At 53.2% G+C, this 14378-nt stretch carries 15 protein-coding genes; 2 read left to right on the top strand and 13 right to left on the bottom strand.

The window, feature by feature from the left end; translation table 11 throughout:
* The first annotated feature begins 23 nt into the window (after nucleotides 1-23).
* Nucleotides 24-428: a PDDEXK nuclease domain-containing protein gene (locus HOLDEFILI_RS05540; RefSeq protein ID WP_208854952.1), complete on the top strand. Its 405-nt coding sequence runs from the start codon at nucleotides 24-26 to the stop codon at nucleotides 426-428.
* Between the two features lie 228 nt (nucleotides 429-656).
* Here HOLDEFILI_RS05540 and HOLDEFILI_RS18250 read toward each other — a convergent pair whose 3' ends face one another.
* Nucleotides 657-1817 carry an FMN-binding protein gene (locus HOLDEFILI_RS18250; protein WP_050766925.1) on the bottom strand — a complete coding sequence of 387 codons (1161 nt, stop codon included), beginning with the start codon at nucleotides 1815-1817 and terminating at the stop codon, nucleotides 657-659.
* 153 nt (nucleotides 1818-1970) lie between these two features.
* Here HOLDEFILI_RS18250 and HOLDEFILI_RS05530 point away from each other — a divergent pair, with 153 nt between their 5' ends.
* Nucleotides 1971-2528, top strand: coding sequence for a helix-turn-helix domain-containing protein (locus HOLDEFILI_RS05530; RefSeq protein WP_006058528.1), 558 nt, complete (start codon nucleotides 1971-1973; stop codon nucleotides 2526-2528).
* 147 nt (nucleotides 2529-2675) lie between these two features.
* Here HOLDEFILI_RS05530 and HOLDEFILI_RS05525 read toward each other — a convergent pair whose 3' ends face one another.
* From HOLDEFILI_RS05525 to HOLDEFILI_RS05470, 12 genes are all read right to left on the bottom strand, one after another.
* Nucleotides 2676-3689, bottom strand: a complete 1014-nt coding sequence (locus tag HOLDEFILI_RS05525) for a hypothetical protein (protein ID WP_006058527.1) — start codon at nucleotides 3687-3689, stop codon at nucleotides 2676-2678.
* Complete coding sequence (locus HOLDEFILI_RS05520; protein ID WP_006058526.1) at nucleotides 3686-4540, bottom strand: DMT family transporter; 855 nt, start codon at nucleotides 4538-4540, stop codon at nucleotides 3686-3688. The genes HOLDEFILI_RS05525 and HOLDEFILI_RS05520 overlap by 4 nt, the downstream gene beginning before the upstream one ends.
* A complete protein-coding gene (locus tag HOLDEFILI_RS05515) occupies nucleotides 4537-5244 on the bottom strand; it encodes a YaaA family protein (protein ID WP_006058525.1) in 708 nt (235 codons plus the stop codon). The genes HOLDEFILI_RS05520 and HOLDEFILI_RS05515 overlap by 4 nt, the downstream gene beginning before the upstream one ends.
* The gene (locus HOLDEFILI_RS05510; protein WP_039864120.1) at nucleotides 5241-5588 is read right to left on the bottom strand and encodes an arsenate reductase family protein; all 348 of its coding nucleotides are present in this window, start codon (nucleotides 5586-5588) and stop codon (nucleotides 5241-5243) included. The genes HOLDEFILI_RS05515 and HOLDEFILI_RS05510 overlap by 4 nt, the downstream gene beginning before the upstream one ends.
* A gap of 79 nt (nucleotides 5589-5667) precedes the next feature.
* Complete coding sequence (locus tag HOLDEFILI_RS05505) at nucleotides 5668-7443, bottom strand: flavocytochrome c (protein WP_006058523.1); 1776 nt, start codon at nucleotides 7441-7443, stop codon at nucleotides 5668-5670.
* Nucleotides 7440-8192, bottom strand: a complete 753-nt coding sequence (locus HOLDEFILI_RS05500; protein ID WP_006058522.1) for a response regulator transcription factor — start codon at nucleotides 8190-8192, stop codon at nucleotides 7440-7442. Before HOLDEFILI_RS05500 ends, HOLDEFILI_RS05505 begins: the two co-directional genes overlap by 4 nt.
* Nucleotides 8189-9907, bottom strand: coding sequence for a sensor histidine kinase (locus HOLDEFILI_RS05495; protein WP_156788855.1), 1719 nt, complete (start codon nucleotides 9905-9907; stop codon nucleotides 8189-8191). Before HOLDEFILI_RS05495 ends, HOLDEFILI_RS05500 begins: the two co-directional genes overlap by 4 nt.
* 161 nt (nucleotides 9908-10068) lie before the next feature.
* On the bottom strand, nucleotides 10069-11313 hold the full coding sequence (locus tag HOLDEFILI_RS05490; protein WP_006058520.1) for a M28 family metallopeptidase: 1245 nt from the start codon (nucleotides 11311-11313) through the stop codon (nucleotides 10069-10071).
* On the bottom strand, nucleotides 11310-11825 hold the full coding sequence (locus tag HOLDEFILI_RS05485) for a GNAT family N-acetyltransferase (protein ID WP_006058519.1): 516 nt from the start codon (nucleotides 11823-11825) through the stop codon (nucleotides 11310-11312). The genes HOLDEFILI_RS05490 and HOLDEFILI_RS05485 overlap by 4 nt, the downstream gene beginning before the upstream one ends.
* A gap of 122 nt (nucleotides 11826-11947) precedes the next feature.
* Entirely contained in the window at nucleotides 11948-13129 is a 1182-nt protein-coding gene (locus HOLDEFILI_RS05480) for a DNA glycosylase AlkZ-like family protein (RefSeq protein WP_006058518.1), read from the bottom strand.
* 73 nt (nucleotides 13130-13202) lie between these two features.
* Nucleotides 13203-13631, bottom strand: a complete 429-nt coding sequence (locus HOLDEFILI_RS05475) for a flavodoxin domain-containing protein (RefSeq protein WP_006058517.1) — start codon at nucleotides 13629-13631, stop codon at nucleotides 13203-13205.
* Nucleotides 13632-13788: 157 nt separating this feature from the next.
* Nucleotides 13789-14112, bottom strand: coding sequence for a cyclic-di-AMP receptor (locus HOLDEFILI_RS05470; protein WP_006058515.1), 324 nt, complete (start codon nucleotides 14110-14112; stop codon nucleotides 13789-13791).
* Nucleotides 14113-14378: the final 266 nt, after the last annotated feature.

The following is a 14378-nucleotide window of genomic DNA, read 5'->3' as shown; positions in this document are numbered from 1 at the left end:
TTCCCATTTGAAAGATTTTATTCTTGAGTTTGGACGGAATTTTACTTTCGTTAGTGAAGAATACCGCGTGCAGGCTGACAATACCAACTTTTTTCATTGATTTGCTGTTCTATAATCGCACTCTGTCCTGCCTTGTTGCGATTGAACTAAAAATCGATATTTTTAGACCGGAGCATTTAGGACAGTTAAATTTCTATCTGGAAACTCTTGACCGTGATATTCGCATGCCGAACGAAACCACCAGTGTCGGTTTAATTCTCTGTACAGGCAAGGATGACACTGGGGTTGAATACGCGCTCAGCAGAGCCATGTCTCCTACGATGATCGCAGACTACACGCTACATCTGCCCAACAAGGACTTGCTGCAAAACAAGCTGCGTGAATTGACAGAACTTGCGCCGGAAAATATCGAAGATGATAAGCAATGATGTCCGTAATCTATACTCATTATTCCTTCATAATTCATCGTGATGAAAGTCCAGATCAGCCTGCTTTGTAATCTCTACCACCTCTAGTATCTTCTTTTGCTTACTCGTCAATTTGCATCATAAAGGGGATTGATGATCTAACCGCTTTGTCAGTCCTAACTTTCATATTTGCGAATCATTTCAGGGGCTTGCGATTCAATCCGGCGCTCCTTCTTTGTGGAAAATAAACTATTTACTTTGACGAATCGCATCCTCGACCGCTTCTTTGATCGCCTCGGAAGTGATGGTCGCGCTTGCTACATTATCGACTTCGGTAGAATTCGCGGAAACAATGGCTGCCGGCAGGGTATCGATCGCTTTCGTGCCAATCCCGTCGGTTTCCTGGTGAGAGATCACTTCCACCGCGGAAATCTGATCATTGTCGAGCGTGACTTTGACCTTTAAAGCTCCGCCTACACCAGTACCTGTGCCGATATACTCATTCTCGCCGACAGCAGCATCCTTCTTTGAATCCTCCGCAAACGCGGTATTCAGGAGTGGTTCATCATTATAAGTGCCATCCCAGATTGTATACCGGGCTGGCCGGGCATGATTCGTCGCAAAGCTGACGGAATCGACTTCATCCGCAAGCGGCTTGCCTAAAACGACGGCGCAGGTCAGTACATAATTGCCGCGAATCGGTGTTGCGTAATCACTGTTCAGCTCGTCATCAGGCGTTCCGTAGGTATCCCAATATCCATTGTGTCCCATCGCATCGCTTTCAACAAATTGACTCATCGACTGCCATTTGCCTCCGCCCAGGTCAAACGGAGCGTTTTCGCCGACATTGCTGCCCCAAACGTGGCCATAATAACCCATGGTCGCCGCGGTGGCAAGCATCGTTCCGACAACGGTGCCGGCGTCCAGGAATGCGAAATTGTAATTTTTGTTGTTCACTGTTGTATCTGGAGCCTTTTCATTCAAGCGCCCTTCTTCATTGGACAGGATGCTGTCGGCCAAAACCAGGATCGTAACCGTTCCCGGCGTGGAAGAATCTTCAACCGGGCAATACTTTTCACCGATGATCGACCGCTGGGCCTCGACATCCTTGACGGCGACCAGATAAACTGATGTACCTCCGCCGGCGCTTTCCGGTAGCGTTGCGGCTTGCATGACTTTTAACAATTCTTCATCGGTCATCTGATCGGCGGGATCATCGGACCAATGACCGTTATCGACGGTCATCCAGGTTTTGCTGCTGATAAACCAATCCTCGAATCCTTCCGGAGTAAACGCTGCTGCAGTTTGGGAATCAGGATTGCCCTGATTGTCCTGGCTGGGCTGAGCTGCGCAGGAACATAGTCCCACAAGCATCGTTAAGGCCAGGATGAGAGAGATCATTCTTTTCATTTCCATTTCCTCCCTTACAATTGGTGTTTTGCCCGGTTCTGCGCGGGCTTGTTTTTATTTTAATGATTTGCTAGAATGGTATCAACTTACAGACGGACACCGATTTGTCCAGTCCATGACAGTTCAACCCTGATTTGTAATGAGGTGATTTCCATGAAGGCGGAGAAGCAGATTAAAAATACAAAAACAGGCTTTATGAAAGCCTATGCCGCCTTAAGCAAGCGCAAGGCAGCGGACAAGATTACCGTGAGTGACCTTTGTCAGGAAGCGGAATTCAGCCGCAACACCTTTTACACCTATTATAAGAACATGGAAGATTTCCTCACAAAATCCGATCTGATGATTCTGGAAGATGTGATGAGCGAAATTGGCAAGTATCGGTTTGACATGGACTTTTCTCATTCGATCGAGTTTTACACCTACATAAAAGAAAATGCAGATATGATTTTCTCAGTCTTGGAGCGTCCCGGCGGACCGGGGCTTTCCGGGATTTACGAGGCGGAAAAGGAGTATTGCCTGGCTGGGTGGAGTACAGAAACACAGCTGCCGCCTGAGCAGTTGGAATTGATCTTCGCGCATCATTTCGGAGGGATGTTTTCCATGCTTCGGGCATGGTGGAAAGCCGGATTTTCTGTCGAAACGGAGACCTTTAAAGAACTTTTGGAGAATTCGGGTATGTTTGGCCTCTATCATTTCGTTTACACGGTCTGAATAAGGCTTATCCCATCGCGGCCTGTTTTAAAAACGTTACCGCATAACTACTTCGTTAAATTCTTTGTTTCGATCTTTGCAGTGCTTTTCAGCACTTTTTTTATTGGATTTTCCCAATAAAAAAGGCAGATTCATTTCTGCCGTTCTCTATTTATTGAGGATTTCATTCAGCCAGATCGTCTGATCCTGATTCAGAAACCTTTCGATCTCCGCTTCATAAAACGGATCAAGCATGCTTAACCGCCCCTGGTTCAGCACGAGCGGATCAATCCAGCGCCGCTTCGCTTTGACCTGCAGCCAGCCTTCCTCCGCCCCTGGCGCAGCCGCCCGGCGCAGCTGATGCAGCTGGCAATAGGCATCCCATGCCTGAGCGCTTGGAGCCTCCTGTTTCAGCTTGGCGATGACCTGCGGCTCACTCGTCATTAAGTCCTCCAACGTCAACACACGGCGACGCAGTGCGGATCGGATTAAATCCGCCAGCCGCTGCATGGCATAACGATCCTCATCCGCGACGTAAATCCAGGAGTTGATCAAAGCCAGCCGCGCGAATTCCCGTGCCCGATCGAAGGAGCGAAACACCAGTTCCGGCTGATCGTGTTCGTCATGAGCGACGATCAGATCCGCGTAGATCGCCCGCAGACGATCCAGAGGATAGGCCTGAAACGCCAGCGCGTTGCCCAGCGTATATTCCAGCCGGTCCGCCGACAGCTGCGGCGAATCGTTATCCGCAATCGGATACTGGTGATAATCGCAAACCTGTTCCGTACTCAGTCCGGCTTGAGTTAACAGCCGCTGTAATTCCGGCGACTGCTCGATCAACAGACGCGTTGACCCTTCCGTCGATTCCTGCGTCAGATGATCCTCATTGAGGAAGTCGATCACATGTGCGAACACCGGCGTGCTGACATCATGAAGCAGCGCCGCAATCGTCTGAGCGGGATCCTGCGTGAAATGCCAGACGATCAACGCAGTTCCGACGCTGTGTTCATATCGGGAATAGGGTTTTGTCAGATGGCGATAAATCGGATACCGGGTATATTCCAAACCGCAGTTCATGCCGATTTCTTTCAGCCGCTGCATTGCAGGGGTTGCCGTCCACGGACGCAGCCATGGCGGAAAAGAACTGACATACACGGGATAAAGCGAACCTTCTTTGATCATCCGCCAACCTTCTGATTATGCCGGTACAACAGCACCGCGACGGTGATGATCAGCGCGTAGCCGACAAACGACAGCGCATCCGGGATCTGACCAAAGACAATCCAGCCCAGGATTGCCGAGAAGACGACCTGGGAATAATCGAACACCGAAATTTCCTTGGCTGGAGCGTAACTGTACGCCGCCGTCACGCTGAACTGGGCGCAGGCTGCGGCCACGCCCGCTAACAACAGCGAAATCAGCTGAAGCAGCGTCATCGGCGCAAAGCTGAATATCAGATACGGCAATGTCACCAGGCAGGAAAAAGCGGAAAAGAAGAAGACGATCAGCGGTCCGCGCTCACCGCGCTGACTTAAACCGCGCACACAGGTATACGCGCTGCCAGCCGCCATCGCTCCCGCAAAACCGACCAGCGACGGCACGATCTGTTCGATCCGCAAGCCGGGTTTAATGATAAACAGACTGCCGACAAACGCCGCCACAACGCTCAGCTTCTGCACGTTATCCGCTTTTTCCTTCAGGAACAGCGCCGAAAAGATAATGACGAAAAACGGCGAGAGCTTGCTTAACATGGACGCATCGGACATCACCAGATGATCGACCGCGTAGAAATTGCACAGAATGCCAATTGTGCCGAGCGTCGAGCGCAGGATCAGCAGCGGCAGATTCTTTTTCTGGAATCCGAACCCCTGATGACTGCGGATCAAGATTACCGCTGCAACGCCGGCCGCAACCAGATTGCGGAAAAAGCTTTTCTGAACCGACGGCAGATCGCCGGATAATTTGACGAACAAATTCATAACCGCAAAGAAAAACGCGGACAATAAAATAAACTGAACCCCTTTGTTTTTCATTTCTGTTCCCCTTCCTCAAACACCCAGACTTCCGCGGTGGAAAGCTCCGGTTGGTAACGATAGCCCGCCACGTCCAGCGAACGCACGTCCGCACGCTTTATGATTCGCCGATCCACAATTTGACGCGCCATTCTGCCGCGCAGCTTCTTCGCTTCCATCGACGGCGCCTTCCGGCCGTTCTTCACAAACTGCACGGTCACCGCGTCGGAAACATCGACCATCCGGGCATACTCCTGCGACGCCAGGATCAGGATCTCCTCGCTGTCCAAAGCCTGCCTTAAAATCGGTTTCCATAGGTTTAACGGCGTCAGCGCACCGGCTTTATCCAATGGATCCAGCCGGTACGGCTGAATGAAATCCAGCGGTCTTAACAAGCCGTAATACGCGGACAGAATCCGCAGGTGTTCCTCGCAATAGCGCCAGTCCTCCGCGCTCAAGGTTTCCGCCTGGAAATTGCGGAAGGCTTCCCCATGGAAGGCTGCCAGCGCAGCCATCGCCGGCTGCGGCTGATTCATCCGCGCTCTGTTTTCCAGCGCTGCCTTTTCCGAAAGCTTAAACTGCGTCTGCCATTGATCGGCAGTCAGTTTTTTCAGCTCCGTGCGAAGCTGTTCCGTCGTTTCCATGTACTGCGGAGTTTGTCCGACAGGCACATCCGGCAGCGGCTGTTTGCGGAAAGTTTTGGCCGGCGATAACAGAATCTTCATACTAACGCGGCATAGGCCTCGGCACGATAGCCGACCAGCACCTGATTTTCCTTAATTAACAGCGGACGTTTGACAAGCATCCCGTCGCTGGCCAACAGCGCGATCATCTCACGCTCGCTCATCGTTGGCAGTTTTTCCTTCAGCTGCAGCGACTGATACAGCCGGCCGGACGTATTGAAGAATTTCTTTACGGGCAGACCGCTGAGCGCGATCCACCGTTCCAGTTCTTCCGCGGTCGGATTTTCCCGGGAAATATCCCGTTCTTCAAACGCCAGTCCCAGCTGATTCAGGTGTTTCTTTGCTCTCATGCATGTGCTGCATTTCGGATAACATACAAATATCATGGCTTTCCTCCTGTGTTCTTCATTGAAATCAATGTCTTTATTGTATCGGAAAGGCAGGTTGATTTTCAATGCTAACGATCTATTTCATCGCCAGCGCGCTGCGCGCGGCGATCCGGCCGAATGTCACGGTATCGGGAATCGAACAGGAGCCTAAACGGTTCGCACCATGAATCCCGCCCGTCACTTCCCCCGCCGCATACAGACCCGGGATCGGATGGCCTTCGGTATCGATCACGCGGGCATCCGGATCAATCTGCACGCCGCCCATCGTATGATGCACGGACACGACGGCGGAGAACATCATATACGGACCTTCGCCTAACGGCTGGAGCTGATCAGTCCGGCCGAAATCCGGATCCTGACCGGCTTCGGCATACTGATTATAGCGATCCACCGTTGCTTTCAGCGTCTTAACCGGAATGTCGAAGAACGCCGCGCATTCGTCCAGTGTCCCCATCGCCAGTACGCCCTGGTCATAACAGCGCTGCACCTCCGCTTCAATCGTTTCGTCCAGCTGCATCTCATCGACAACCGACTGTTCGATCAGCTCGTAGATCATCGCGCCGGTTTGATTCAGCGCGGCCTCCGATAGATTATCGCGCGTTTCTTTCTCATCGACAAAGCGCAGTCCTTCCTTATTGACTAACAGCGCGTTGGCAGTCAGGCGGGCGTAATCAAGAAAATAATAATTGCCGGTGGCCGGATTGTTGACCGGATAGAGCTGAATGTATTCCATTCCCACCAGATTCGCGCCGATCGCTTCCGCCATCCGCAGCCCGTCCCCGGTGATCGCCGGGGAGTTGGTCGTCGGGATGCTCGCATCGAGCTTGTTCCAATGTGTATCATACTGCATCCGCATTTCCACGTTCGCGCCGAAGCCGCCGGTCGTCAAAATGACGCCTTTGCGCGCGTAAAAGCGCAGCGGCCGGCCGCCGCGGGTGGCTTCCACGCCGATCACCCGGCCTGTTTCATCCTGCAGGAAACGCTCGGCGCGGGTGTTGTACTCCACATTTACGCCTAACGATTCCGCCTTGCGGATCAATGTTTCCACATACTGCGGGCCATCGCCAACCGGCCACAGCGTGCGCGCCACGGTATGCCCGCCATACCATGACTGATGATCGCGGTACTGCACGCCGACGGTATCGCGCAGCCACTCGGCGTTGCTTAAGGCGTTATCCGCCAGAATCCGCACCAGTTCCGGATTGCCGAGATTTTTTCCACCCTTCATTAAATCCTCATAAAACAATTCGGGACTGTCGTTGTCGATGCCCTCCTGAAGCTGCACCCAGTTGCCCGGCGCGGCAAACTCTCCGCCCGACATCCGCGTATTGCCGCCGCCAAAGGACATTTTTTCCACAATAGTAACTTCATCGCCGCTTTGCGTCAGGGCTTCAATCGCTGCCGCAAATCCCGCGCCCCCGCCGCCGACGATCAGCACGTCGCATTCAATTTCCTGTTCCTCGTTTTCCTCATCGCTCCAGCCCAGCTGATCCTCGCGGATCCCAGCCTGATCGAGCGCGTCCTGTACGGCTTCCAGAAAGCCTTTCGACGTATAGGTTGCGCCGCTGACGGCCTCAACCTGAAGCGAGTTCTTCGACAGGATTTCGTCACTCATCTGCACCATCGCCGTATCGAAACCCGGAATTTCATTATGCGAGAGAATCTCGATGTGCTGGATCTGGTTGTGGTCGATCATCACGTCGACCTTGATCTCGCCCTGCTTTCCCTGCCCCGTACCGGTAAACGTCCCGCTGACCCGGCCCTGTTCATCGGTCTGTCTATTCGCGGATGAGGACGGTACACAGCCGGACAACGCCAGACACAAGACCAGCGCGGCTACAACCCGCTTCATTCCGGATCTCCCTTCAAAACCTCAGCACGGTATTCTTTGGGTGAAAGGCCGGTTTGCTTCTTAAAAATCCGGGAGAAATAAAACTGATCGCTGTAGCCGCAGCGCCCTGCGATTTCCTTGACCGGCAGTTCCTTCTGCGCCAACAGCTTCTGCGCCAGCTCCATCCGCAGGTCGGTGATCAATTCGACCAGCGTCTTGCCCGTGGCGGTTTTCACGAGTTTGAACAGTGTCGAATGGCTGATCGAAAATTGTTCCTGCAGCTTCTCGGCGTTAAGATCCGGATCGGTAAAGTGTTCATATAAATAACGGATCAGGGACGCCGGCTCCGGCTCGGCTTCCTTTGCCTGGCGGATCAGCTTGCGTTGTTCCATGCGCTGCTGGAAACGGGCCGCGGACTGGCGCAGCGCGTCCTCCAGTTCCTCATCTTCCACCGGCTTCAACAAATAGAAATCAACATGATGCTGGATCGCTTTCTGGGCATAGCTGAAATGATCGTAGCCGGAAAGGATCAGAATCACACAGTCGGGATCCTGAGCGCGGATCTGTTCGATGCACTCCAGCCCGCTCATCAGCGGCATGTTGATATCCAGAATTAACAGATCCGGCGTCATCTTCTCATAGTATTCCATGACCTGGCGGCCGTTTTCCGCGGCGGCGACTACCTGAATTCCCAGATCCAGCGATTCGATCTGACGGATTAAACCGTTGCGGATATTTTCTTCGTCGTCCCCGACCAAAGCGCGGATCATACCGATTCCTCCTTTCCGCTGACCGGCAGCGTCAGCGTCACGCAGGTGCCGGCGCCCAGTGTGCTGTCAATGCTCAGACAAGCTTTTTCGCCGTATTCAATCCGGCAGCGGCGCAAGACATTCTGCAGCCCGTAATGCCCTTCCATCTGTTCTTTCTGCAGCGCTTCGCGCAGCGCCGCCAGCGTGGCCTCATCCATCCCCACGCCGTCGTCCCGCACCTGAATTTCCAGCCGATCTTCGATCAAGCGGGCGCTGACCTGAATCGTTCCGCCGTTCTCCTTGGGTTTTAAGCCATGATTGATCGCATTTTCCACCAGCGGCTGAATCAGGATTTTCAGCATTGGCAAATCGCGCGCGTCCTCTGCCAGCTCCAGCGTGGAATTCAGCTTCTGACCGTAGCGGATTTTCTGCATCGTCAAATAGGCCTCGGTATGTTTAAATTCCTGAGCCAGCGTAATCTTTTCCTGACCATTGCTTAAAAAGATCCGGAAATAGGTTGACAGCGAGGTGATCGCTTTGGCCACCTCATCCGCGCCCTGAGCCTTCGCCATCCATTTGAGATTATCCAGCGTGTTGTAGAGGAAATGCGGCTTGATCTGGGCCTGCAGCACCTTCAGCTCAGCCTGGCGTTTTTCCGCCTGTTCCTGATAGATCTTGTCGATCAGCGAAATGATCTCGTCGAGCATCGCGTTGTAGGATTGGCCCAGCGAGTCGATTTCATCATGGGTGCCGGGCAGTGTGTAGTAGGCGTCCAGTGTGCCTTCCTCGACCTTTTTCATCCGTCCCTGCAAAGCGCGGATCGGCTTGAGTACCCACTGCACCAGCGAAGCCCCTATCACGATGTTGATCAACAACAGCACGCAGAACAGAATCAGCACGCCGATTAAAATCTGATGGGTGGAACGGCCGATCACTGAATCCTGCACCAACGTACAGAACACCCAGTCATCGTATTCCGTCACGGGTGAAACAAACAGCGTCGCCTGCTTTCCCTGGGCGTCGCGGACGCGGAACTGGTCGGAGCTGGTAATCGAGCGCATATCAAGCTCATCCAGCGTAGGACGGGATAGAACATTTTCAACAAAGTATTCCTCGTCGGTCGTGATCAGGTCTTTATTGCGCGTCATGACCCAGCTGCGGCCTTCGTAAATCTGGACCGGATTGACGATTTCTTTTAAGCGCACCGTCGGGATTGCCGCGCAGATCAGCGCCTCCTTAATCCCCGTGCTGCCTAAGATCGGATAGTAAAACAGCATCACCTGCCGGTGTTCAGGATTGGTCACCGGCAGCGACAGAATAAATTCACGGTCATTCTGATAGGCTTGTTGGTAGTCGGTATGATCCATCAGATTTTCCACCGCGCTGGAATTGATCCAGCAGAAGCCGTTTTTTCCGATATAAGAGAACGTTTCCATCGTTTCCCCATTCTTCTTGTAAAGCTCGGTGAAACGGTCGATCAGCGGCGTAATCTCGCGCACATCCATTGAACTGAACGCCGGAATTGCGGCGATCGTGCGGTATTCCACCGCCATGCGCTTCACCCACATACTGACCTCATTGGCCTTTGATTCGACCATCTGACTGATTGCGAAGCGGGTCTGTGTCATCGTCCGGGGCCGGACCGCAAAGCCGATATACGCGCCTAACGCGGAAAAGACCAGCAGGCTGGCCAGCGAAAAAAAGAAAATGATTTTATGCCGGATGCTGAACTTCATCGCGCTTCCCGTCCCCTTCATTTTCTTTATTTTACCATAAACCGACAGCCGCACGGCAGGAATTGCGTAAACTTGAACGGCTTTTTGTCTGATGAACCAGACGACTGCGCGGCAATTTCAGCTCTCAAAAAGCGGCGCTCTGCGGCAGCCGCTCTTTCTGTTTATTTCTTTTCCTGCGTCTTGTTCAGATAAGCATCGATCTTCTTTTTCTGATCCTCCGGAATCATCCGTTCAATCGGGAAGACGGCGCTTTGATCGAGCTGATCCAGAAAGTTCAGCACCAGCTTTGTCGTTTTTTCCAGACTTTCAGGACTGAGATAGCGCAGGACGTCGTGACGGTTGTGGATATAATTCGCGCCCCGCTCGCCAAAACGCATGAAGCTGACCGACGGGATGCCCTGATCGGAAAACGGCACTTCGTCGCTCGAATACACGTCGCTTTTGACTTCCAGCTGGATGCCGTTGTGGGCGGCATAGGTTTGCACCATCGCTTCCAACGACTGCGGGCCTAGGCACCAGGCGCTGTCATGACCCAGAATTGCGCCGGCCACGTCGACGTTCAGATTGAAGCGGATCGCTTTTAAATCTTCCTCATGAGTGTCGACATAAGCGTGCGAGCCTAACAGTCCGCGTTCCTCACTGCCGCACCAGATAAAGCGCAGCGTGCGGTTAGGATGGTGGTCATGATAGTGCTGAAGCAGCTCCATCAAAATCACGCTGCCTGCCCCATTGTCGTACACGCCGGTGCTGTATTCGACCGAATCATAATGCGCCGTCAGCACGATCACATCCTCCGGCCGGGTTAAGCCCTGGATTTCCGCGATGACGTTCTGCGAAACGGCATTGGCCGCTTCCTGCTGAACGACAAGCGTGATCATCTTCGGGTTTTCCTGAACCAGCCGCATCGCGTCATGAATCGTCATGTTGACCCCCGGCAGTTTTCCCAGTTCCGCCAGCTTTTCCCGCAGCTCACGATGAGCGATATCGGTTGTTTCCTCGCTGTCGCGGGCTTCACCGTTATAGGTGATGAACCCCACCGCGCCGCTGTCGATCAGCGATTGATACAGTTTATAATTCAGATAGCCGTTAACCAGCACGATCTTGCCGCTGGCCTGCTGGAGACTGACCGCCCCCGGAACTTCCATATAATAAAACGGCGCGGTCAGGCCGGTTTCATCGGTTTCTCCGCAATTGCCGTAAGCCGTGACCGGATAGCTGTTTTTCTCGGTCGCGCAGCTGACCTTCTTGATGATCTGACCCGCGACCTCAAACATTTCCAGCCGGGCTTTTTCCCCGCGGGCTTCCACTTCCTCACGCAGGATCTCCGCCGCCTGTTTCTCCTCCGCGCTGCCGCTGACTCTTACAAATCCGATTTTTTGAAGTAATTCCCATTGATTCGTGCTCATTTTTTATCTAACCTCTTTTCATAAGCAACCCTTAGACTCAGGTCGCGATGCAGCTGGATCACGCCGCAATAGTGATAATTCTGTTTTTCCAACAGCCGCCGCATCGAGGTGTTATCCTGATGCGTGTCGATTTTCAGGCTTTCAACCCCACGCTGTCTGCACAAGTATTCCGCCTGTTCCAGAATCCAGCCGGCGATCCCCCGGCCTTTGAGTTTGTCATCGACCGCGATCCGATGGATCACAGCGTAGGGTCTGTCGGTCAGCCATTGCCCGCTGACCATCGTCGTGTAGTTTTCATCCGGCGTAAAAGCAATCGTCGCGCAGGCAGCTACGATGCCATCCAGTTCAACAAGATAGGCTGTGCCGTTCTGGATATCCTGACGGATCGTTGCCTCGTCGGGATAGCCGTCCTGCCACTGATCAATGCCCTGCGCTTTGAAATACGCCTGTGCCTGATGCAGGATTTCCATCACCGCAGGCAGATCGCGTTCTTCCGTCGCTCTGATTTTCATAGGAATTCCCCCCTTCGTTTCTTATTTTGCGATCATTTCTGTCATTCCGGCTGTCAGATGAGAGTTCTTCACCTTTCTTCAGCGCGGCGGATTCAACGGCGCTGAATCTCTGTCTGTTCGCCTTACTCCACGAACCGGCAGGTTCCCAGAGACCGGCCGAGGAAGGTCTGAAGCCGGGCCATTTCCGTTTGAACCTGGAACCGTTTTTCCTCGTCCAAAGTTTCAAACAACGTGAACTGGACCGCTGTCTTCTCCCGCTGAACACGGGCATTCCAGAAGCCAATAATCTGTGTGTCCTGGATCACCACGCCGGGACTGCCGACCGTTCGCCAGACCTTCTTCTGTGCTGATTTATCCGGCAGAATCCAGCCGCGCTGAGGCAGATCGAGGAATGGATCGTGCGGGCCGAGCAGCTGAATTGACGGACTTTCCGGCGGCAGGCTTTCCAGCAAGGGCAGATCGGTTTCCAGCATCCATCCACGCTTTCCTTCCACTTCGACTTCCACCCGCTCCTCTTCGGTCAAAGCCCATAGCCGTTTAGCCTGAGGCAGACCGCATCCGCTCCAACGGGCAAAGTCATGAACCGTCGCCGGCCCGTAACAATGCAGAAATTTCTCCACAATTCTCCGCGGCGGAGTTGACCTATCCAGCGGGTGATCAAGCCAGGCCGCCGGGCTGGTAAACGCAGGCTGATTTCCCTGCCGCTCGCCCATCATCACGCGCCCTTCCAGCGCGCACTGGCGAAGTAAATAGGATACGGCCGCTTCCAGCAGCGTTTGATTTTCTGCCACCAGCGACGGTTCGTCGGCATGGACGCGGACCGTCTTGGGTAAAAACGACTTCATCGCTTCCGCTAAATCATGGTCGAGCTGAGCTTTCCCGACGATAGTCTTGTGCTCCAGCACGGCGCAGGCCTGACGCAGCGCTTCCAGCAGTTCATGGCGCTGAGCTTCTAACGCCTGAGCGGTATAGGACAACGGCTGGGCATAAACCGGCACTTCGTCCGGCTGAGCCGCCAGCGCGCTTAAAAACGTACCGGCTTCCGCGGTGGGAAAGATCGTCGGCGCACCGCGCAGACTCCATGTCTGCATCAGGTTTTTCGTTTCGATCAAATCGCACCGCAGATCATCCCGGGTCAGGGCCGCAACCCGGACCGCCAGCGCCAGCTCCCAGCTGCCGGGCGGACTGTTGACAAGCCCACAGGCCGAAACGGCTTCCAGCCGTTGTTCCCGCGGCAGTTTCTTATCTAAATGATGAGCGTGGCGCTGACAGCGCAGCACTTGTTCCTTCGTCAACGTGCGCATGACTTTCCCCTCCGTCCATGCTTTCAGTGTATCACAAAATAACGCAGGCCGACACCATAAGAAAAGCGAAGATTTACTGCGCCAGCAGGATCTTCGCCCGTTGCTTTCCTTCTTCAATCGCCGCTTCCGCCGGGGCGCCCTCAAATACAAAGCCTTCGCCGCACAGCAGGCCGCCCGTCAAACGCGTCCGTTCTTCCCACGGCTTCATGTACGCGCCCGCACCCCAGCCGTATGAGCCGAACAACAAGACCGGTTTTCCCCGTAAATACGGTTCAATCTGTTCCAAAGCCGGTAAAAACTCGCCGCCGTCCAATTCCTCAACGCCATGCGCCGAGCAGCCCAGCGCCCAGTGCGTGATCGTCGGCAGCTCCGCCTTCGGCAGCGCGGATGCCGGACACAGCACCACTTCCGCACCTTCTTTTCGCGCTTGTTCCGCAATTGCCGCGGCCATCTGTTCCGTATTTCCGGTCGATGAAACGTACATCACCATACATTTTTTCATTCTGATCTGTCCTCCTGATTTCAGGATGGATCACTTTCTTTATTTTTAAACCTTGATTTCAAAAACCCCGATAGAATTCCGGACTCCTGTCGGCGATCTCTTCATGCGGAAGTCAACAAAAAAACGGAAGTTCAGCGCTCCCGTTTTTGACCTTGGATTACAGTTTCAGGAATTTTTCGACGTCCAGCACGAAGATTGTTGCCCCTCCGACCTGAACTTCAACCGGGAATGAGGCGTAACGCCCAATATCGTAAGAAGCGGTGGACGGAACGATTTCCGTTCTGCGCTTGCTTTCATTGCCGATAATTTCGATCGCCTGATCCACCTTGTCATCATCTGTACCGACGATCATCGTTGTATTGCCTGCCCGCAGGAATCCGCCGGTCGTTGCCAGCCGGGTCACCTGGAAATTGGCTTTGGTTAAAGCAGAAGAAACACTGGAACTATCATCATTCGATACAATGGCTAAGATCAGTTTCATAATCAAGGCCTCCTTTTATGTATCTCTATTTTACCATATTTTGCCCGCCTTGAAATCCCTTTTCAAAGATTTTCATAGAATCTTCATTTCTTCTTTCATCGTCCGCAGCCCATCCCTTTTCGAGTTAAGAATTACAATCATCAAGAATATTGGAATCCCGGTCAAGTATCGATAATCAAAGTTTATGTTGTCCGCAGCCGGGAAGAATTGCCTTTGCGAAGTTTTACTAAAACATAAAAGTAATGTTAACTTTTTTAATTTTCACA

It is taken from the genome of Holdemania filiformis DSM 12042, from assembly GCF_000157995.1.
GTDB classification, from domain to species: Bacteria; Bacillota_I; Bacilli_A; order Erysipelotrichales; family Erysipelotrichaceae; genus Holdemania; species Holdemania filiformis.
This window is presented reverse-complemented; position numbering and strand designations above follow the sequence as displayed.